This is a genomic window from Escherichia sp. 93.0816, from assembly GCF_013368855.2.
Classification (GTDB): domain Bacteria; phylum Pseudomonadota; class Gammaproteobacteria; order Enterobacterales; family Enterobacteriaceae; genus Escherichia; species Escherichia ruysiae.
Window position 1 is genome coordinate 50,657 of sequence record NZ_JABWNC020000001.1, and the last position, 20,968, is coordinate 71,624.

The 20,968-nt window shown below is 50.8% G+C and carries 19 protein-coding genes; 10 read left to right on the plus strand and 9 right to left on the minus strand.

Going from position 1 to position 20,968, the window contains the following annotated elements; all coding sequences use genetic code 11:
- Window positions 1-4: 4 nt before the first annotated feature.
- The 6 genes from rlmKL (at window position 5) to rmf (ending at window position 8,102) form a co-directional block, all read left to right on the plus strand.
- A complete protein-coding gene (rlmKL, locus tag HEM79_RS00200) occupies window positions 5-2,113 on the plus strand; it encodes a bifunctional 23S rRNA (guanine(2069)-N(7))-methyltransferase RlmK/23S rRNA (guanine(2445)-N(2))-methyltransferase RlmL (protein WP_176241268.1) in 2,109 nt (702 codons plus the stop codon).
- 11 nt (window positions 2,114-2,124) lie between these two features.
- Window positions 2,125-4,032: an ABC transporter ATP-binding protein gene (locus HEM79_RS00205; RefSeq protein ID WP_176241267.1), complete on the plus strand. Its 1,908-nt coding sequence runs from the start codon at window positions 2,125-2,127 to the stop codon at window positions 4,030-4,032.
- A gap of 188 nt (window positions 4,033-4,220) precedes the next feature.
- Window positions 4,221-5,474: a membrane integrity-associated transporter subunit PqiA gene (pqiA, locus tag HEM79_RS00210; RefSeq protein WP_000333155.1), complete on the plus strand. Its 1,254-nt coding sequence runs from the start codon at window positions 4,221-4,223 to the stop codon at window positions 5,472-5,474.
- Window positions 5,475-5,478: 4 nt separating this feature from the next.
- The gene (gene pqiB, locus HEM79_RS00215) at window positions 5,479-7,119 is read left to right on the plus strand and encodes an intermembrane transport protein PqiB (protein ID WP_000445527.1); all 1,641 of its coding nucleotides are present in this window, start codon (window positions 5,479-5,481) and stop codon (window positions 7,117-7,119) included.
- Window positions 7,116-7,679, plus strand: a complete 564-nt coding sequence (gene pqiC, locus HEM79_RS00220; protein WP_000759125.1) for a membrane integrity-associated transporter subunit PqiC — start codon at window positions 7,116-7,118, stop codon at window positions 7,677-7,679. Before pqiB ends, pqiC begins: the two co-directional genes overlap by 4 nt.
- A gap of 255 nt (window positions 7,680-7,934) precedes the next feature.
- On the plus strand, window positions 7,935-8,102 hold the full coding sequence (rmf, locus tag HEM79_RS00225) for a ribosome modulation factor (RefSeq protein WP_000828648.1): 168 nt from the start codon (window positions 7,935-7,937) through the stop codon (window positions 8,100-8,102).
- Window positions 8,103-8,170: 68 nt separating this feature from the next.
- On the opposite strand, the gene fabA is transcribed toward rmf, so the two are convergent.
- On the minus strand, window positions 8,171-8,689 hold the full coding sequence (gene fabA, locus HEM79_RS00230) for a bifunctional 3-hydroxydecanoyl-ACP dehydratase/trans-2-decenoyl-ACP isomerase (protein WP_000227927.1): 519 nt from the start codon (window positions 8,687-8,689) through the stop codon (window positions 8,171-8,173).
- A 68-nt stretch (window positions 8,690-8,757) separates the two neighbouring features.
- A complete protein-coding gene (locus HEM79_RS00235) occupies window positions 8,758-10,518 on the minus strand; it encodes an AAA family ATPase (protein WP_000156539.1) in 1,761 nt (586 codons plus the stop codon).
- 185 nt (window positions 10,519-10,703) lie between these two features.
- On the opposite strand from HEM79_RS00235, the gene matP reads away from it, so the two are divergent.
- Window positions 10,704-11,156, plus strand: a complete 453-nt coding sequence (matP, locus tag HEM79_RS00240) for a macrodomain Ter protein MatP (RefSeq protein ID WP_000877169.1) — start codon at window positions 10,704-10,706, stop codon at window positions 11,154-11,156.
- A gap of 75 nt (window positions 11,157-11,231) precedes the next feature.
- On the opposite strand, the gene ompA is transcribed toward matP, so the two are convergent.
- Both ompA and sulA read right to left on the minus strand, forming a co-directional pair.
- Complete coding sequence (gene ompA, locus HEM79_RS00245) at window positions 11,232-12,284, minus strand: porin OmpA (protein ID WP_016158018.1); 1,053 nt, start codon at window positions 12,282-12,284, stop codon at window positions 11,232-11,234.
- A 355-nt stretch (window positions 12,285-12,639) separates the two neighbouring features.
- Window positions 12,640-13,149, minus strand: coding sequence for an SOS-induced cell division inhibitor SulA (gene sulA, locus HEM79_RS00250; protein WP_176241266.1), 510 nt, complete (start codon window positions 13,147-13,149; stop codon window positions 12,640-12,642).
- Between the two features lie 217 nt (window positions 13,150-13,366).
- On the opposite strand from sulA, the gene sxy reads away from it, so the two are divergent.
- Window positions 13,367-13,996 (plus strand): CRP-S regulon transcriptional coactivator Sxy, encoded by a 630-nt coding sequence (gene sxy / locus HEM79_RS00255; RefSeq protein ID WP_000839140.1) that lies wholly within the window; start codon window positions 13,367-13,369, stop codon window positions 13,994-13,996.
- Here sxy and yccS read toward each other — a convergent pair.
- Together yccS and HEM79_RS00265 are read right to left on the minus strand one after the other, a co-directional pair.
- Complete coding sequence (gene yccS, locus HEM79_RS00260) at window positions 13,959-16,121, minus strand: YccS family putative transporter (RefSeq protein WP_000875031.1); 2,163 nt, start codon at window positions 16,119-16,121, stop codon at window positions 13,959-13,961. The genes sxy and yccS overlap by 38 nt on opposite strands.
- Before the next feature lie 9 nt (window positions 16,122-16,130).
- A complete protein-coding gene (locus HEM79_RS00265) occupies window positions 16,131-16,577 on the minus strand; it encodes a YccF domain-containing protein (RefSeq protein ID WP_001261238.1) in 447 nt (148 codons plus the stop codon).
- A gap of 122 nt (window positions 16,578-16,699) precedes the next feature.
- Between HEM79_RS00265 and helD the strand changes: the two genes are divergently transcribed.
- Entirely contained in the window at window positions 16,700-18,754 is a 2,055-nt protein-coding gene (gene helD, locus HEM79_RS00270) for a DNA helicase IV (RefSeq protein ID WP_176241301.1), read from the plus strand.
- Between the two features lie 30 nt (window positions 18,755-18,784).
- Here the strand turns inward: helD and mgsA are convergent, their stop codons facing one another.
- Window positions 18,785-19,243, minus strand: coding sequence for a methylglyoxal synthase (gene mgsA, locus HEM79_RS00275; RefSeq protein WP_000424179.1), 459 nt, complete (start codon window positions 19,241-19,243; stop codon window positions 18,785-18,787).
- A 95-nt stretch (window positions 19,244-19,338) separates the two neighbouring features.
- Window positions 19,339-20,001, minus strand: coding sequence for a DUF2057 family protein (locus HEM79_RS00280; RefSeq protein WP_000847775.1), 663 nt, complete (start codon window positions 19,999-20,001; stop codon window positions 19,339-19,341).
- Window positions 20,002-20,173: 172 nt separating this feature from the next.
- Here HEM79_RS00280 and HEM79_RS00285 point away from each other — a divergent pair, with 172 nt between their 5' ends.
- A complete protein-coding gene (locus HEM79_RS00285) occupies window positions 20,174-20,587 on the plus strand; it encodes a CoA-binding protein (RefSeq protein ID WP_010348869.1) in 414 nt (137 codons plus the stop codon).
- A gap of 44 nt (window positions 20,588-20,631) precedes the next feature.
- Here HEM79_RS00285 and hspQ read toward each other — a convergent pair whose 3' ends face one another.
- Window positions 20,632-20,949 (minus strand): heat shock protein HspQ, encoded by a 318-nt coding sequence (gene hspQ, locus HEM79_RS00290; protein WP_001295356.1) that lies wholly within the window; start codon window positions 20,947-20,949, stop codon window positions 20,632-20,634.
- Window positions 20,950-20,968 lie beyond the last annotated feature (19 nt).

Consider the following 20,968-nt stretch of genomic DNA (forward strand, 5'->3'; position numbering starts at 1 on the left):
CGATATGAATTCTCTGTTTGCCAGTACGGCCCGTGGGCTGGAAGAGCTGTTAAAAACTGAACTGGAAAACCTGGGGGCCGTTGAATGCCAGGTGGTTCAGGGTGGGGTCCATTTTAAGGGCGACACGCGGCTTGTATACCAGAGCCTGATGTGGAGCCGCCTGGCCTCGCGTATTATGTTGCCGCTGGGCGAGTGTAAGGTTTACAGCGATTTAGACCTCTATCTCGGCGTTCAGGCGATCAACTGGACAGAGATGTTTAATCCTGGCGCGACCTTTGCTGTCCACTTTAGCGGTCTGAATGACACTATCCGCAACAGCCAGTACGGCGCGATGAAAGTTAAAGACGCAATTGTTGATGCTTTCACGCGTAAAAATCTGCCGCGACCAAATGTTGATCGCGATGCGCCGGATATTCGCGTTAACGTCTGGCTGCATAAAGAAACCGCCAGTATCGCTCTCGACTTAAGTGGTGATGGTTTGCATCTGCGTGGTTATCGTGACCGTGCCGGTATTGCGCCAATCAAAGAAACACTGGCGGCAGCCATTGTGATGCGATCTGGCTGGCAGCCAGGAACACCACTGCTTGACCCGATGTGTGGTTCCGGTACGTTGCTGATTGAAGCCGCGATGCTGGCGACCGATCGCGCGCCGGGCTTGCACCGTGGGCGTTGGGGCTTTAGCGGCTGGGCGCAGCACGACGAAGCCATCTGGCAGGAAGTGAAAGCAGAAGCGCAAACTCGTGCGCGTAAAGGTCTGGCGGAATACAGCTCTCATTTCTACGGTTCTGACAGCGATGCGCGGGTGATTCAACGTGCGCGCACCAACGCCCGTCTGGCGGGAATCGGCGAACTGATCACTTTTGACGTGAAAGATGTCGCGCAACTGACCAATCCGCTGCCAAAAGGACCGTATGGTACAGTACTGAGCAACCCGCCGTACGGTGAGCGTCTGGACAGCGAACCGGCGCTGATTGCGCTGCATAGTCTGTTGGGCCGAATCATGAAAAACCAGTTCGGTGGCTGGAATCTCTCTTTATTCAGCGCCTCGCCGGATTTGTTAAGTTGTCTGCAATTGCGCGCAGACAAACAGTACAAGGCGAAAAACGGCCCGCTGGACTGCGTGCAGAAAAATTACCACGTTGCCGAAAGTACCCCGGACAGCAAACCGGCGATGGTGGCGGAAGATTACGCCAATCGTCTGCGTAAGAACCTGAAAAAATTCGAAAAATGGGCGCGTCAGGAAGGGGTTGAATGTTATCGTCTGTATGACGCCGATTTGCCGGAATACAACGTTGCCGTTGACCGCTACGCCGACTGGGTGGTCGTGCAGGAGTACGCGCCGCCGAAGACCATCGATGCGCACAAAGCGCGTCAACGTCTGTTCGATATTATCGCTGCGACCATTTCGGTACTGGGGATTGCGCCAAACAAACTGGTGCTGAAAACCCGTGAACGCCAGAAGGGCAAAAATCAGTATCAGAAACTGGGCGAGAAGGGCGAGTTTCTTGAAGTCACCGAATATAACGCGCACCTGTGGGTGAACCTGACGGATTACCTCGATACGGGTTTGTTCCTCGATCACCGTATCGCCCGTCGTATGCTCGGTCAGATGAGTAAAGGCAAAGATTTCCTCAACCTTTTCTCCTATACCGGTAGCGCCACCGTGCACGCGGGCTTAGGCGGTGCGCGCAGCACCACCACGGTGGATATGTCGCGTACTTATCTGGAGTGGGCAGAACGCAACCTGCGTCTGAATGGCTTAACTGGCCGTGCGCATCGCCTGATTCAGGCCGATTGCCTGGCGTGGTTGCGTGAAGCTAATGAACAGTTCGATCTGATCTTTATCGATCCGCCAACCTTCTCTAACTCAAAACGAATGGAAGATGCGTTTGATGTCCAGCGCGATCATCTGGCGCTGATGAAAGATCTGAAGCGCCTGCTGCGCGCAGGCGGGACTATCATGTTCTCAAACAACAAACGTGGTTTCCGTATGGATCTTGACGGACTGGCAAAACTGGGACTGAAAGCACAAGAAATTACGCAAAAAACGCTTTCCCAGGATTTCGCCCGTAACCGCCAGATCCACAACTGCTGGCTGATTACCGCAGCCTGAAAGGAATAGTAATGTCATTAATCAGTATGCATGGCGCATGGCTGTCGTTCAGCGACGCGCCGCTTCTCGATAACGCAGAATTGCACATCGAAGATAACGAACGTGTTTGTCTGGTGGGCCGTAACGGCGCAGGCAAATCGACGTTAATGAAAATCCTCAACCGTGAACAGGGGCTGGATGACGGTCGGATAATCTATGAGCAAGATTTGATCGTTGCGCGTTTGCAACAAGATCCGCCGCGTAACGTCGAGGGCAGCGTTTATGATTTCGTTGCCGAAGGCATCGAAGAACAGGCTGAATACCTGAAACGCTATCACGATATTTCGCGCCTGGTGATGAATGACCCGAGCGAGAAAAATCTCAATGAACTGGCGAAAGTCCAGGAGCAGCTTGATCATCACAATCTGTGGCAACTGGAAAACCGCATCAACGAAGTACTGGCACAGCTGGGATTAGATCCCAATGCTGCGCTGTCGTCACTTTCCGGCGGTTGGTTGCGTAAAGCGGCGTTGGGACGCGCGCTGGTGAGCAATCCGCGCGTGTTACTGCTTGACGAACCGACGAACCACCTGGATATCGAAACCATCGACTGGCTGGAAGGTTTCCTGAAAACCTTTAACGGGACGATTATTTTCATCTCCCACGACCGTTCGTTTATCCGCAATATGGCGACGCGCATTGTCGATCTCGATCGCGGCAAGCTGGTGACCTACCCGGGTAATTACGACCAGTATCTATTGGAAAAAGAAGAAGCCCTGCGCGTGGAAGAGCTGCAAAACGCAGAGTTCGACCGCAAACTGGCGCAGGAAGAGGTGTGGATCCGTCAGGGGATCAAAGCGCGTCGTACCCGTAACGAAGGTCGCGTGCGTGCATTGAAAGCGATGCGTCGTGAACGTAGCCAACGCCGCGAGGTAATGGGTACGGCAAAGATGCAGGTGGAAGAGGCCAGCCGCTCCGGTAAGATCGTTTTCGAAATGGAAGACGTTTGCTACCAGGTTGACGGCAAACAACTGGTGAAAGACTTTTCCGCTCAGGTACAACGTGGCGACAAAATTGCCCTGATTGGCCCGAATGGCTGTGGTAAAACCACGCTACTGAAACTGATGCTCGGTCAACTTCAAGCGGACAGCGGGCGTATTCATGTCGGGACGAAACTGGAAGTGGCTTACTTCGACCAACACCGCGCGGAACTGAATCCCGATAAAACAGTAATGGATAACCTGGCAGAAGGTAAGCAAGAGGTGATGGTTAACGGTAAACCACGCCACGTGCTGGGCTATTTGCAGGACTTCCTGTTCCATCCGAAACGGGCGATGACGCCGGTGCGTGCGCTTTCTGGCGGGGAACGTAACCGTCTGCTGCTGGCGCGCTTGTTCCTTAAGCCAAGCAATTTACTGATCCTCGACGAACCGACCAACGACCTTGACGTCGAAACGCTCGAACTGCTTGAAGAGCTAATCGACAGCTACCAGGGGACGGTGTTGTTAGTAAGCCACGATCGTCAGTTTGTCGATAACACCGTTACAGAATGCTGGATCTTCGAAGGCGGCGGCAAAATTGGTCGTTATGTTGGCGGTTATCATGATGCCCGTGGTCAGCAAGAACAGTATGTGGCGCTTAAACAGCCCGTGGTGAAAAAAACCGAAGAAGCGGCAGCGCCAAAAGCAGAAACTGTAAAACGCAACACTAGCAAACTAAGCTATAAATTGCAGCGCGAACTGGAACAGCTTCCGCAATTGCTTGAAGATCTGGAATCGAAGCTGGAAGCCTTACAGGCGCAGGTGGCGGATGCCTCCTTCTTCAGCCAGTCTCATGAACATACGCAAAAAGTGCTCGCTGATCTGGCTGCTGCGGAGCAGGAGCTGGAGCAGGCTTTTGAACGCTGGGAGTATCTTGAAGCGTTAAAAAATGGTGGCTGATCGCAAAACAGTTGATTGATATAGAGGCTGATGACAAAGGTAAAATTGCCTGATGCGCTACGCTTATCAGGCATGGGGGAAATCATTTGTATTCTCTCAGACCGGTAAAGGCACCAATGCTGCATCCGGCATGAAAAAAGGACACTTTGTCAGCAATCTGTAGAATAGCGCATCATTAAGGAGTACCAATGTGCGAACATCATCATGCCGCGAAGCATATCTTGTGCTCGCAGTGTGACATGCTGGTGGCATTACCCCACCTTGAGCATGGTCAGAAAGCGGCATGTCCTCGGTGTGGCACAACGTTAACCGTTGCGTGGGACGCGCCCCGGCAGCGTCCTACAGCCTATGCGTTGGCCGCACTGTTCATGCTGTTGCTGTCCAACTTATTCCCTTTTGTGAATATGAACGTCGCAGGAGTTACCAGTGAAATTACATTACTGGAAATTCCGGGCGTGTTGTTTTCTGAGGACTACGCCAGCCTCGGCACTTTTTTCTTGTTGTTTGTGCAACTGGTTCCTGCATTTTGCCTGATTACCATACTGCTTCTGGTGAATCGCGCCGAATTACCGGTACGTCTGAAAGAGCAACTGGCACGGGTGCTCTTTCAACTCAAAACCTGGGGAATGGCAGAGATTTTCCTCGCGGGTGTGCTGGTCAGTTTCGTCAAACTGATGGCCTACGGCAGTATTGGTGTGGGCAGCAGTTTTCTCCCCTGGTGTTTATTTTGTGTGCTGCAACTGCGCGCCTTCCAGTGCGTTGATCGTCGCTGGTTGTGGGATGATATCGCGCCGATGCCAGAGTTACTTAAGCCGCTAAAACCGGGCATTACGGGTATCCGACAAGGGTTACGCTCTTGCTCTTGCTGTACGGCGATCCTTCCCGCCGATGAAACGGTGTGCCCGCGTTGTGGCACGAAAGGATACGTTCGACGTAGAAATAGCCTGCAATGGACGCTGGCGCTGCTTGTGACGTCCATCATGCTGTATCTCCCGGCTAATCTATTACCCATCATGGTGACCGATTTATTAGGTTCGAAGATGCCGTCGACGATTCTCGCCGGGGTTATTTTGTTGTGGAGTGAAGGCTCTTATCCTGTTGCTGCGGTTATCTTTTTAGCCAGTATCATGGTGCCAACGTTAAAGATGATCGCCATCGCATGGTTGTGCTGGGATGCCAAAGGGCACGGCAAGCGTGACAGCGAAAGAATGCATTTAATTTATGAAGTTGTTGAGTTTGTAGGCCGCTGGTCGATGATTGACGTTTTCGTGATTGCGGTGCTCTCGGCGCTGGTGCGTATGGGAGGTTTAATGAGTATTTATCCGGCAATGGGTGCGTTAATGTTTGCTTTAGTCGTCATAATGACAATGTTTTCTGCGATGACGTTTGATCCACGCTTGTCGTGGGATCGTCAACCTGAATCAGTGCATGAGGAGTCCTGACAGTATGGAATCTAATAATGGGGAAGCCAAAATCCAGAAAGTGAAGAACTGGTCTCCCGTGTGGATATTTCCTATCGTCACGGCGCTTATAGGGGCGTGGGTTCTTTTTTATCATTACAGCCATCAGGGACCGGAAGTTACCCTGATAACCGCGAATGCGGAAGGGATTGAGGGCGGCAAGACTACCATTAAAAGCCGTAGTGTTGACGTCGGCGTGGTCGAGAGCGCAACGCTAGCCGATGATTTGACGCACGTTGAAATCAAAGCGCGCCTGAACGCCGGTATGGAGAAGCTGCTGCATAAAGATACCGTCTTCTGGGTGGTAAAACCGCAGATAGGTCGAGAAGGTATTAGTGGCCTGGGCACACTGCTTTCCGGTGTGTATATCGAACTGCAACCGGGGGCGAAAGGCAGCAAACAGGCAAGTTATGATTTGCTCGATTCGCCACCGCTGGCACCGCCTGATGCGAAAGGTATTCGTGTGATTCTTGATAGCAAAAAGGCCGGACAACTCTCGCCGGGAGATCCGGTGCTGTTCCGTGGCTATCGGGTAGGTTCGGTTGAAACCAGCACCTTCGATACGCAAAAACGCAATATCAGCTATCAACTGTTCATCAATGCGCCTTATGACCGGTTGGTGACCGGCAATGTTCGCTTCTGGAAAGATAGTGGCATTGCGGTTGATCTGACGTCAGCGGGAATGCGCGTAGAGATGGGCTCGTTGACAACGCTACTCAGCGGCGGCGTCAGCTTTGACGTGCCGGAAGGTCTGGATTTAGGGCAGCCTGTTGCGCCGAAAACCGCATTCGTTTTGTATGACGACCAGAAGAGCATTCAGGATTCGCTATACACCGATCACATTGACTATCTGATGTTCTTTAAAGATTCGGTACGAGGCTTGCAGCCTGGCGCTCCGGTAGAATTCCGGGGTATTCGCCTGGGTACAGTAAGTAAAGTACCTTTCTTTGCGCCGAATATGCGTCAGACATTTAATGATGATTACCGTATTCCGGTACTTATTCGCATTGAACCGGAACGGCTGAAAATGCAGCTTGGCGAAAATGCGGATGTCGTTAAGCACCTTGGAGAGTTGTTGAAACGTGGTTTACGCGGATCGCTGAAGACCGGAAATCTGGTCACTGGCGCGCTCTATGTTGATCTCGATTTCTATCCAAATACGCCAGCAATAACCGGTATTCGTGAATTTAATGGTTATCAGATTATCCCGACCGTTAGCGGCGGTCTGGCGCAAATCCAGCAACGTCTGATGGAAGCATTAGATAAGATCAACAAGCTGCCGTTGAATCCGATGATTGAGCAGGCGACCAGTACGCTGTCTGAAAGCCAGCGCACGATGAAAAACCTGCAAACGACGCTGGATAGCATGAACAAGATCCTTGCCAGCCAGTCGATGCAGCAGTTGCCGACGGATATGCAGTCAACGTTGCGTGAGCTGAATCGCAGTATGCAGGGCTTCCAGCCTGGCTCCGCAGCCTACAACAAGATGGTGGCGGATATGCAGCGGCTTGATCAGGTGTTGCGTGAACTGCAACCGGTGCTGAAAACGCTTAACGAGAAGAGTAACGCGCTGGTATTTGAAGCGAAGGACAAAAAAGATCCAGAGCCGAAGAGGGCGAAACAATGAAAAAGTGGCTAGTGACGATTGCGGCACTGTGGCTGGCCGGATGCAGCTCCGGCGAGATCAATAAAAACTATTACCAGTTACCTGTTGTGCAGAGCGGTACGCAAAGTACCGCCAGCCAGGGCAATCGCCTGTTATGGGTAGAGCAAGTCGTTGTTCCAGACTATCTGGCGGGGAATGGGGTGGTTTATCAGACCAGCGATGTGAAGTATGTGATTGCCAATAACAACCTGTGGGCCAGCCCGCTGGATCAACAGTTGCGCAACACCCTGGTTGCTAATCTGAGTACGCAACTCCCCGGTTGGGTGGTTGCCTCCCAGCCTCTGGGAAGCGCCCAGGACACGCTCAACGTAACCGTAACGGAGTTTAACGGTCGCTATGATGGCAAGGTCATTGTCAGCGGCGAGTGGTTGTTGAATCACCAGGGACAATTGATCAAACGACCGTTCCGTCTGGAAGGGGTGCAAAATCAGGACGGCTACGATGAAATGGTCAAAGTGCTGGCCAGTGTCTGGAGTCAGGAAGCCGCTGCTATTGCGCAAGAGATAAAGCGTCTACCTTAATTATAAATATTTGTAAATATAACCGTCTCCGGCATGTAGCCTGAGGCGGTTTTTTTGTTTAATCCATCGAGAAAAACTTGTCCCGCTTCACATTTTTTGTACAACCAACATGCCTGTGTGGCTCACAAATATGACAGTGGCGTGAATTTTGCGCATTGACGGCAGTTATGATTCGCGGTATTGCTTAACTGTGATTGCACATTTAGTAATCACTGTTTTCTTTTCCACCAGAAACCAGTATGAGGGAAACGAGGCATGAAGAGACAAAAACGAGATCGCCTGGAACGGGCACATCAACGTGGTTATCAGGCCGGCATCGCCGGACGCTCAAAAGAAATGTGTCCCTATCAGACGCTGAATCAAAGGTCACAATGGCTGGGAGGCTGGCGAGAAGCCATGGCGGACAGGGTAGTAATGGCCTGATTCTGTCTCTTTAAAAAGAAACCTCCGCAATGCGGAGGTTTCGCCTTTAATATGTAGCCTGATTTAAATCAGAATGCAGAAGTATCCTGGAACAGACCGACTTTCAGATCGCTGGCGGTATAGATTAGACGACCATCTACCAGCACTTCGCCGTCTGCCAGACCCATGATCAAGCGACGGTTAACAATGCGTTTAAAGTGAATACGGTAGGTCACTTTTTTCGCGGTAGGTAGAACCTGACCAGTGAACTTCACTTCGCCTACACCCAGTGCGCGGCCTTTACCTTCGCCGCCCAGCCAGCCAAGGTAGAACCCTACCAGCTGCCACATCGCATCCAGACCCAGACATCCCGGCATTACCGGATCGCCGATGAAGTGGCAGCCGAAGAACCATAGGTCTGGATTGATATCCAGTTCTGCTTCGACATAGCCTTTGTCGAAGTTACCGCCGGTCTCGGTCATTTTGACCACTCGATCCATCATCAGCATGTTTGGTGCTGGCAATTGCGGGCCTTTAGCGCCAAACAGTTCTCCGCGACCAGAGGCAAGAAGGTCTTCTTTTGTATAGGATTCGCGTTTATCTACCATGTTCTCTGTAAGCCTTATTTTAGTGAAGCACGCAGGATAGCTAACACGTGTACGCTGAACAAGTCCGATCAGTTCGGAATAAACCAGTTCAGCCAACGTAATGGCCATGGAAAACGGTGACGTCCTTCCTGTTGCGATGCTTGCGCAATACGTTCCTGGATAGTTTGCATCAGCGTTGTCTGGCCTTCGCCATCCCACACAAGATTTAATAATAACGGCAGTGCGTCAGTCACATCGTCTACTGCCCAGATGGTGAATTTGCCTTCCTCTACCGCTTTCACAAGTTCACTGTGAAGACTTAAATGGCGAACGTTAGAGGTAGGGATAATGACACCTTGTTTCCCCGTTAACTCACGTTGCTGGCAAATCGCAAAGAAGCCTTCGATTTTCTCATTCAAACCACCGACCGGCTGGGCGCGACCGAACTGATCGACTGAACCCGTAATAGCGATACTCTGATTCACCGGCACATCAGCAAGGGCGCTTATCAGGGCGCAGAGTTCAGCCATCGAGGCGCTATCTCCGTCCACTTCACTGTATGACTGCTCAAAAGTCAGCGATGCTGAGAAAGGGATCTGTTGCTCAAGCTGAAGCTCCGACATCAGGAACGCCTGCATGATCATCATCCCTTTAGCGTGTATGTTGCCGCCAAGCTCGGCTTTGCGTTCGATATCGGTAAATTCGCCATCACCTATATGCACAACGCAGCTAATGCGAGAAGGTTCGCCAAAAGCGCGCGGATGGCCCGGAAATTCGATGACCGAAAGGGCGTTAATTTGCCCGATGCGTTCGCCTTCGGTTTCAATCAGGATCTGCTCCTGAAGGATCTCATCCTGCATCCGTTCGGCGAGGAAACCTTCGCGCCATTCACGCTGCTGTAGCATTAAGTTTAGCTGCTCGCCGGAGAAGGTATCGCCATCGCACAAGGAAGCGACTTCTTTACACTGGCGGAGGATCCACTGCGGGCTAAGCGGCAGCGTTTCTTGTTCACCGGTGTAGCGGACAGCTTCGCGGATAAGTACCGGCCAGGCATCAGTTCCCGGCGCAGGCAAGTGGTTATGTCTGGCGGTGAACGTCACCCAGCGACACCACTGGCTTACTGACTCGGCGTCGATAATCTGAAGGGTATCTTCAAATTCACTATAAATAGCCTGCTCAGAGAGTTCTGGCTCCATCTCCTGGAAATCGGCCAATGATTCGCGTTCGCCGACCAGCACGACTTTCAGCTTCAGTGGCATTGAAGGAACGGAGACAGGGAGAGGACGCGACTCATCAAACGCTACCCAGTCAAAATATTCGCGGTTAACGATATTTTTCAGCCGCATCCACAGCAGAGGTTGCGCCAGCAGAGTACGCAAAGAGATGATGAGAATACCGCCATTTGCCTGATGCACCAGGCCTGGCTGCAAGGTAATGTCGCCATTAAACTGGCGCAGGCAGCCAAAGAGTTGTTCTGCTTCTACCCAGTCGGCAGCGACAACCTGCGTTAAAGTCGCAAAATTATCATCTGCGCTAACTGCGTTACGTAAGCGAATGGTGTGGCCGGAAATCTCATAATGACCGCCCACCAGTTGGCCTGCATCGCTTTGTAGCGCACGTGCGGCATCGGCAATAAGATTCAGATACTCAGACTCATTCGGGGCCTTTGCCAGCATAAAAGAGGAGGATGCTCGCGTATGCAGTAGCTGTTCCAGCGCAAATTGCAGTCGCGGTTGAGTATCACTGAATAAAGGATCGTTTTCGTCAATCAAATGTGGCTGTGCAAATACTTCCTGATAGCTTTCGGTATCAGGCACTAAGTCACGCCATGCAAGTTTCGTAATGGTCAAAGTTGATGTTTTTTAGTCTGTTGTCAAAGATGCGATTATACCGTAACCGGCACTTCAGCACACGTGGAAAGCGATGACAAAAGACCTGTCGTGCGCGCGAAAGCTCACAGGATGGAGATTCTTTTCATCACACAGTTAAAAAACTGATATTCTGTAAAGAGTTACACGGTAACATTGAGATCGCTATGAAATATCAACAACTTGAAAATCTGGAAAGCGGTTGGAAATGGAAGTATCTGGTGAAGAAACACCGTGAAGGGGAGTTAATTACCCGTTACGTAGAAGCCAGTGCCGCCCAGGAAGCCGTTGACGTGTTGCTATCGCTGGAAAATGAACCCGTGCTGGTAAATGGCTGGATTGACAAGCATATGAATCCAGAGCTGGTCAATCGCATGAAGCAGACAATTCGGGCCAGACGGAAACGCCATTTTAATGCGGAACATCAGTACACGCGTAAGAAATCAATCGATCTGGAATTTATTGTCTGGCAACGGCTGGCAGGTCTTGCACAGCGGCGCGGTAAAACACTTTCCGAAACGATTGTCCAGCTGATTGAAGATGCGGAAAACAAAGAGAAATATGCAAATAAAATGTCTTCTTTGAAGCAGGATTTGCAGGCCTTACTGGGTAAGGAATAACTTGCCTGAGTTATTTACTTTACTGAAGGCGAAAAAAAACCCCGCATGAAGCGGGGTTTTTTACCAGACGAGAACTTAAGCCTGCGGCTGAGTTACAACGTCTTTGATGCCTTTAACTTCGATCTCTACGCGACGATCCGGAGCCAGGCAGTCAATCAGTGCAGCGCGTTGTTTCACGTTGTCACAGGTGTTGCCGGTAACCGGGTTGGATTCGCCCATACCACGTGCGGAGATCTTGTCAGACGGGATACCTTTAGAGATCAGGTAATCAACGACGGACTGAGCACGACGCTCGGACAGACCCTGGTTGTAAGCATCAGAACCGATGCGGTCAGTGTAACCCAGAACAACTACGGAACCGTCTTTCGGATCCAGGTTGCTCAGCTGGCTGTACAGCTGATCCAGAGCAGCCTGACCTTCCGGTTTCAGGGTTGCTTTGTTGAAGTTGAACAGAACGTCAGACTTCAGAGTGAAGTGCTTGGTCTGTACTTCCGGAGCCGGAGCCGGAGCCGGAGCAACTACCGGAGCTGCTTCGCCCTGACCGAAACGGTAGGAAACACCCAGGCTCAGCAGACCGTTGTCCGGACGAGTACCGATGGTGTGTGCGTCACCGATGTTGTTGGTCCACTGGTATTCCAGGCGGGTAGCGATTTCAGGAGTGATCGCGTACTCAACACCACCTGCGAATACCGGAGAAACGCCGGTGTCGTGGTCTTTAAAGGATGCGCCACCAGGTACGTTAGCCTTGGTGTCTGCACGCCATACCATACCACCCAGACGAGTGTAGATGTCCAGATCGTCAGTGATTGGGTAACCCAGTTTAGCGGTCAGCTGAACGCCCTGAGCTTTGTATGCGCCATTGATGTTGTCGCCTTTGTACGGCATACGACCTAACCAGTCGTAACCCATTTCAAAGCCAACATACGGGTTAACCTGGTAACCACCAAAAGCACCTGCACCCAGTTGGTTTTCGTGGGTCGGACCATTGTTAGGAATGAAACCAGTGTCATGGTACTGGGACCAGCCCAGTTTAGCACCAGTGTACCAGGTGTTATCTTTCGGAGCGGCCTGCGCTACGGTAGCGAAACCAGCCAGTGCCACTGCAATCGCGATAGCTGTCTTTTTCATTTTTTGCGCCTCGTTATCATCCAAAATACGCCATGAATATCTCCAACGAGATAACACGGTTAAATCCTTCACCGGGGATCTGCTCAATATTAACTCTACCGATATCTTCGGCTTATGCCGAGCACCCCTGGCGATGTAAAGTCTACAACGTAGTTGAAAACTTACAAGTGTGAACTCCGTCAGGCATATGAAAAAAAAGATTTGTATAAGGCGCGTTTAACCTTTTTTGTTAACGACACTTTACAGCATAAAATCGCGGAAACCGCTTCAGACAAGCCTCCGCAGGGAAAGTTAGCCATGAGTGAAATCGTCAGGCGGGCGATAAAAAAAGTTCCAGGATTAATCCTAAATTTACTTAATGATACAAATTAGAGTGAATCTTTACCCCGGAAAGTTGTCTCGTGGCGTGAGAGGATGTGCTCACTGGACGCATAATAAACCCCATTGCGTTACCTTCATTAGCGGCATCCACAAGCTCTGTATGTTCTTCTTCTGTCAGATCATCTGTTAACCAACCGATCACCACGCTGTAATTTCCCGTGCGTAAAGCGCGAACCATTGATTCCACTGTATGGCAAGGGGAAAGCTGGTTTATCTGCATCACTTTCGTTAAAGGTAGTCCAGCAGCCTGAACCCATTCACGACTCAGTTTTTGTTTTGGTGTTAACCATAGTTGCCAACGTGATTGCTGGCCGAGTTGCTGCAACAATGGCAAAAGCAGCAGTTGCGTCATCATGGGCTGATCTTCGCGATAGACAACTTCACTAATTAGCCCGGCTGTTGTGTTTTCCGTGGAGACACGCGCAATTTTGCTTGCTGCGGATGAGAACAACGAAGAACGATGTGCATAGCCTGAAGTGTACATAATCAATCCAGCCCTGTGAGTTACTGTATGAATATACAGTACATCCGGTGGCGACAAAGATCAACCCTAATTTCGGAAAGAGCCTCGCAAATTTTGTCGTTGGTGACCTGAAAACTTAAATTAATCTTGCCCCTTGATAATAAGTTGCCTATTTTCGTATTTAACGGATCCGTTAATGTGAATCATTCTTTTATATTATGATTTTAAAAGGAATTTTATGAAAAGCCTCTCTTATAAGCGGATCTATAAGTCACAAGAATACCTGGCTACGCTGGGCACCATTGAATACCGATCATTGTTTGGTAGTTACAGTCTGACCGTTGATGACACGGTATTTGCAATGGTTTCTGATGGCGAGTTGTATCTTCGGGCTTGTGAACAAAGTGCACAATACTGTGTAAAACATCCGCCAGTATGGCTGACATATAAAAAGTGTGGGCGGTTTGTTACCCTCAATTACTACCGGGTCGATGAAAGCCTATGGCGAAATCAACAAAAGCTGGTGCGCCTGTCGAAATATTCTCTGGACGCTGCGCTTAAAGAGAAAAGTACGCGCAATATCCGGCAACGGCTGAAAGATTTACCCAATATGTCTTACCATCTTGAGGCTATTCTTGGGGAAGTGGGGATTAAGGATGTACGGGCGTTACGTATTCTTGGGGCGAAAATGTGTTGGTTGCGACTGCGGCAACAGAACAGTCTGGTGACAGAAAAAATCTTATTTATGCTTGAAGGCGCAATTCTCGGTATTCATGAAGCTGCGCTCCCGGTGGCACGCCGCCAGGAGCTTGCAGAATGGGCAGATTCAATTACGCCGAAACAGGAGTTTCCTGCGGAACTTGAGTAATTCTGCGCTGCAGACGACCAATTTCTGGTAGTAATGCAATCAATAATCCGACTTGCTGTACAACCAGAGGTTCTTTGCTGTCTGCCCGTGGTTCAAGTTGCTGCATCTGTTGTTTCAGGTCAGCTAATGCCTGATTGACGCGTTCTTCATCGGCTGGTTGATGATGTAGCGCGTCATCCACATAGCAAACTGCGTCATCAAGAAACGCCAGAATTTCAGGGTTAGTTAACTGCTCACGGTGTGCACCGAGGGCAGAAATGTAACTGGTAAACGTATGGTTAAGGCACAGTAACCGGAACGCGTCCTCGCGAATTTGCGGTGTGACATTCGGTTCGCTGGACATATTCGACACCACCGACGCCAGCTCTGCATCACGATTGTGTGCATCGCGACGAGCAATACGATATGCCAGACGGTTATCGCGCCCCTGGTGGTATTGTTCGAGAATAGCATCGAGATAACGGCAGTTAGCATCGGTTGCGCGCTCAAGCATTCGGGGCAGATTACGAAACCGCCAGTCTGGCCAGATGTAACTTACCGCTGCCCATGCAATGGCACATCCGATTAGCGTATCGATTACGCGAGGCAATGCCACTTCAAAACCTTCACCCAGCAAGTTAAAGCACAGTAGCACCAGAAGCGTAATGAACATCGTTGCATGAGCGTATTGCACGTTACGGAAGGCAAAAAAGAGAACACCGGTAATGACCAGCAGCACCAGTTGCCCTTCCAGTGACGGCACAAACCACAGCACAGGAATGCCAATCGCAATACCCACCAGCGTACCAATAATCCTTAACTTCAGGCGGTGGCGCGTGGCGTTATAGTTTGGCTGGCAGACAAACAAACTTGTCAGCAAGATCCAATACCCGTGATGCATCCCGGTTATCTGAATGATGGCGTAGCCGAAGCACAAGACAAGTGACATTCTTACCGCATGACGGAAGAGGGCGGATTCCGGCGTGAAGTGACGGCTAAGACGCAGCCAGATATCGCTCAACCCGTGCGGGCTGTCATCTGCGAGTTCATTTTCGTCATTATTATGGGGCAGCGCCTGAGCCTGTTCTGATTCAATTGTTGCCAGTTGGGCATCAATGGCACGTAAATTGTTCAGCAAAAATCCCAGTGTTTTGAGTAAATCGGCGGGGGCGCCGTTATCGCGCATTCGCTCCAGCGCAGCATCAATATGCGTAAAAGCGCGATCAAAATGTGGATCGTGTTGATAAGGCTGACGCAGCAAAATACAGCGTGACAGTTGCTGGCAGGCCTGTCCCTGCATTGACATCAGTCGCTGGAAACGGAACAGCACGTCACTGTGGCGAAAATGTTCCCGCAACGTTTGATACTGAATATGGGAAGAGCTGGCACGCTCGTGGATATCCTGCGCCACAAAGTAGTAATGCAATGTGCGACGTGTTCCCCGCTGACCACGATCGCCGCGTAAACGAGTCAGCAACGAGAGTTTCGTCTGATTCAGTGTCGCCATCAGTTGCCCGTTGGCGAGAGCCAAATCGTACAGCGGTGCCTGGCTTTCATCCTCTATATCGGGATCGAACATGCGTGATTTCAGTTCCAGATAACGCGCCAGTTGTTCATAGCAACGCGCCAGATTGTCCTGCAATGGGCGGACAGGGAACAGTAGGTGACCGATAAGCGTCAGGACGTTGTACCAGACGGCACCGGCAAGCAGATACATCGGCTGCTGATACCAGTGCTCATACAGAGACGTTCCCAACATGGTGTAGATAGCGATCAGCAACGCGCCAAAAGCGATTGTTGCATAGCGTTGACCCAGGCCGCCGAGCAAAATGAAACCGCTGGTGGAGAGCGTTAAGCCAATGGCAAACAGCCAGGGCCAGGGAAACAGCAATTCTACTGAGGCCGAGGCGATAAAAAAGCAGAATAGCGTAATGATAAGGTTACGCAGACGCCCAGCCAGTCGGTCGTCGAGATCGGTCAGCGCCGCTGCCACCATCCCCAGGGTCAGCGGAATCGTCAGTTTTACATCACCCAACCACCACGGAAATGCAGTAGTACCACAAAGCGCAATAAAAATACGCGCGTAATACAGCCAGGCGCTGTTCCAGGTATAGCGTTTGAGCAAAGGACTTAGCATAAAAGCCATAATGTTAGATTATTCAAAACGACGTCGCGCATTGGCTTCACGTGCAGCACGAGCTGTTTCCACAGAAACCACGCGGCGACCGACCGGCCACAGTGCAATAGCGGCAATTTTAAAGTTTGCAATGCCAACCGGAATGCCAATGATGGAAATGCATTGTGCGATACCTGTCGCAATGTGCATCAGGCATAACCACCAGCCAAAGAAAATCAGCCAGAAAATATTCAGTACCGTACCGCCAGTATTCAGCAGCACATTTTTACCTGCCGGATTCAGTTCATCGACATGAATGGCCTCATTGCCATAAGGCACCAGAGACAGTTTGGTGATCTCCCAGCAGGATCGTGTCAGCGGTAAGGTAAAAATCAGCACAATACTGACCAGGGTCGCCAACAGCCAGCCCAGAGTGGTGGCAAATCCGCCAAGCACAAAGTTCAGAATGTTCAAAACGGTACGCATAAAACCTCGCTTTACTGTGGTTTTCAGTAATGGGCGGCAATTGTAACGTTTTTTTGGGCTGGAGCACGTTTTCTCTGACGGTTACACTGATAAGAAATAACATCGTGTGGATCTACAGAGTCATGGAACTGAAAGCGACAACTCTTGGCAAACGTCTGGCACAGCACCCTTATGATCGGGCGGTGATCCTCAATGCCGGGATAAAAGTCTCCGGCGATCGTCACGAATATCTCATTCCTTTCAATCAATTACTGGCGATTAACTGTAAACGCGGTCTGGTATGGGGTGAGCTGGAATTTGTACTGTCTGATGAAAAAGTCGTGCGTCTGCACGGCACCGAATGGGGTGAGACGCAGCGTTTTCACCGTCATCTTGATGCTCACTGGCGGCGCTGGAGCGAAGAGATGAGCGAAATTGCGGCTGGTGTATTACAGCAGCAATTGGATCTTATTGCCGCGCGCACCAACGATAATAAATGGCTGACGCGGGAGCAAACTTCTGGCGTGCAGCAACAAATCCGCCAGGCTTTGTCGGCGTTGCCGTTGCCGGTCAATCGACTGGAAGAATTCGATAACTGCCGTGAGGCGTGGCGCAAATGTCAGGCCTGGTTGAAAGATATTGAAGGCGCTCGGTTGCAGCATAATCAGGCGTATACCGAAGCCATGCTTAACGAGTATGCGGATTTTTTCCGTCAGGTTGAATCTTCACCACTTAATCCGGCACAGGCTCGGGCAGTCGTTAATGGCGAACATTCCCTGTTAGTGCTGGCAGGCGCAGGAAGCGGTAAAACGTCGGTGCTGGTAGCGCGTGCAGGCTGGTTGCTGGCGCGAGGTGAAGCGTCCCCTGAGCAAATTTTATTGCTGGCGTTTGGTCGCAAAGCCGCTGAAGAGATGGACGAGCGTATTCGCGAACGGCTACATACCGAAGACATTACCGCACGCACGTTTCATTCACTGGCGCTGCATATTATTCAGCAATGTAGCAAAAAAGTACCCACAGTCAGCAAACTGGAAAATGACACCGCTGCCCGGCATGAACTCTTTATTGCTGAGTGGCGCAAGCAATGCAGCGAGAAGAAAGCGCAGGCGAAGGGTTGGCGGCAATGGCTGACGGAAGAAATGCAGTGGTCAGTGCCAGAAGGTAACTTCTGGGATGATGAAAAATTACAGCGTCGTCTTGCCTCCCGCCTCGATCGCTGGGTAAGTCTGATGCGGATGCACGGTGGTGCACAGGCAGAAATGATTGCCAGCACGCCCGAAGAAATCCGTGATCTGTTCAGCAAACGAATCAAGTTAATGGCTCCGTTGCTGAAAGCCTGGAAAGGTGCGCTGAAAGCAGAAAACGCCGTCGATTTTTCTGGCCTTATTCATCAGGCGATTGCTCTCCTTGAGAAAGGTCGCTTTATCAGCTCGTGGAAACATATTCTGGTTGATGAGTTTCAGGATATCTCGCCGCAGCGCGCAGCGTTGTTAGCGGCATTGCGCAAGCAAAACAGTCAGACGACGTTGTTTGCCGTTGGCGATGACTGGCAGGCGATTTACCGCTTCAGTGGCGCACAAATGTCGCTCACCACGGCTTTCCATGAAAACTTTGGTGACGGCGATCGCTGTGATTTAGACACGACTTACCGTTTTAACAGCCGTATCGGTGAGGTGGCTAATCGGTTTATTCAGCAGAACCCGAGTCAGTTGAAAAAGCCGCTAAACAGTTTAATCGCTGGCGATAAAAAGGCCGTCACGTTATTGGATGAGAGCCAGCTTGATGCGTTGCTGGATAAGCTCTCTGGTTACGCTAAACCGGAAGAGCGCATCCTGGTTCTGGCGCGTTACCACCACATGAAGCCCGCCAGCCTGGAAAAAGCGGCAACGCGCTGGCCGAAGTTGCAAATCGATTTTATGACTATTCATGCCAGCAAAGGGCAACAGGCGGATTACGTGATTATTGTTGGCTTGCAGGAGGGGAGTGATGGCTTCCCGGCCGTGGCACGTGAGTCGATTATGGAAGAGGCGCTACTGCCGCCGGCTGAGGATTTCCCGGACGCCGAAGAACGACGGTTAATGTACGTTGCGTTGACCCGTGCACGACATCGGGTATGGGCGCTGTTCAACAAAAACAATCCTTCTCCCTTTGTGGAAATACTGAAAAATCTGGATGTGCCGGTGGTGAGAAAACCGTAAGAACAGGTGGCGTTTGCCACCTGTGCAATATTATTTCAGGCGATCCGCGAGATAACGCTGATAATCGGGGATCAGGATATCTACCGCGTCGTTGAAATGCGGCGACTGGATAATGAAATCAGCCGTTGCCACGTTGGTGGCGACCGGAATGTTCCACACCGTCGCCAGACGCAGCAACGCTTTCACGTCAGGATCGTGCGGCACGGCATTTAGTGGATCCCAGAAGAAAATCAGCACATCAATTTTCCCTTCCGAAATCAATGCGCCCACCTGCTGGTCACCGCCCATTGGGCCGCTCAACATGGCGTTAACATTCATACCGGTAGCGCGGGAAATTAAGTTACCCGTGGTGCCCGTTGCATAAAGTTCGTGCTGTTCCAGTAATGGTTGATGCCGTTCCACCCAGCTCATGAGCATTTGTTTGCAGTGATCGTGTGCCACCAGCGCAATATGTTTCCGCGCAGGTAAAGTGCGAGTCGTCAGTTCCATAATTTACATCCATAGTTAACTTTCCTACAGATTACTGTAAGCACTTATCGCTGCAAGATAAAGACCGAAAAAGCCTGCGCACAGGCACAAAAATCTCAGGAAGATGGTTGTTTTTCCGCCCATTGCAGGAAGTTATTGCGCGTTTGCGGATCTGCCAGTTTAAACCAATACTTCAGCCGTTGTTCAGTGAGCACCTGGGACTGTGGCGGAATAGCATCCAGTTCGGAAACACCAGAAAGCAGTGTACTGTCATCTGCCATCATGGTGGCAAATTGCGGTAGAGAAGCGCGTTTCGCGGATTTGTTATAACGCTCGACCTCGACTTCATAATCAATCGTTTTTGCGGTTGAAGTAATAGCCAGAATATCCAGCTTTACCGGAATCGGCGTCGCATCGCCATCTAACAATTCAAGACGCGGCGTTGTGTCGAAATGGTTGGCTTCCCGTTCATTCTCCAGGCGTGGCAGGCGAAAATTCACCTGGCTAATGAGCTGGGTATTAAAACTCACCACCAGCGGCGGGGAGATATAAAGCCGTTCTTCACTACTGGAAAGATGGATAGTTTTCTCGACGCGAAACACTAACTGATGTGGTCCATTATCCAGTTCAATGCTGTCCGCACCGCGCAGCAGAGAGCTGGAAACCTTCTTGCCGTCGAGTACCAGAAGATCAATATCGCTGGACAGCCGTAGCGTGGTGGCAAAAACAGATACCGGCAAACATAATGCAATCAAGGTGGTCAAAATGCCGGTTTTCATAGATAGCTCCTGTCTAATGACCGCCTGAATAATAATGTATCAAAATTTTTCTTTAATCATACTTACTAACATATAGACATGTTTTCCGCTTTTGCTCTCATTCATTCGTATTAGCTGCATGGTTGGTATGTTGGGATTGTCGTACACTTTGATAAATAGTCTGGAGGAAATGATGAAAGAGACCGATATTGCAGCCATTTTAACGTCCACTCATACCATTGCGCTGGTAGGGGCAAGTGATAAACCCGACCGTCCAAGTTATCGCGTGATGAAATACTTGCTTGATCAGGGCTATCACGTCATTCCGGTCTCACCTAAAGTCGCCGGTAAAACGCTGCTGGGTCAGCAGGGCTACGGCACGCTGGCAGAGGTTCCGGAAAAAGTCGATATGGTCGATGTTTTTCGTAATTCAGAAGCCGCGTGGGGCGTGGCGCAGGAAGCTATCGCCATTGGGGCAAAAACCTTATGGATGCAGCTGGGGGTGATTAATGAGCAAGCGGCGGTACTGGCGCGCGACGCCGGTTTACAGGTCGTTATGGATCGCTGTCCGGCAATTGAGATCCCTCGCCTGGGGCTGGCTAAATAAAAAATACCCGGAAGGTTTTTGCCTTCCGGGTATTTGTATGGGGATTAGTTACGCAGACGCGGCGCCTGGAGTTGTTTGCGGATGGTCTGCGCCAGCTCATCCATGGATGGCTGTTCAGGATGTTCATCCTGCAATTCGCTACTTAGCTGGGCTTCAGCCAGGTAGGTATGAACCGGTAGGCCGTTGTCATCCTCCATCACCACGTGATACCACGGAGCGGCGCGAAGCTCATCGTTCACCGCCAGCTCATCAGGCGACGGTTCAGAGAGCGAATAAACCGGGTCGATATCCACGACCACTCCGAGATAACCTAACAGGGAATGGCGGACCTGCTGGCCGATACCGAATTTGCTGGCAATCATAGTCACCTCCCGGGAAATC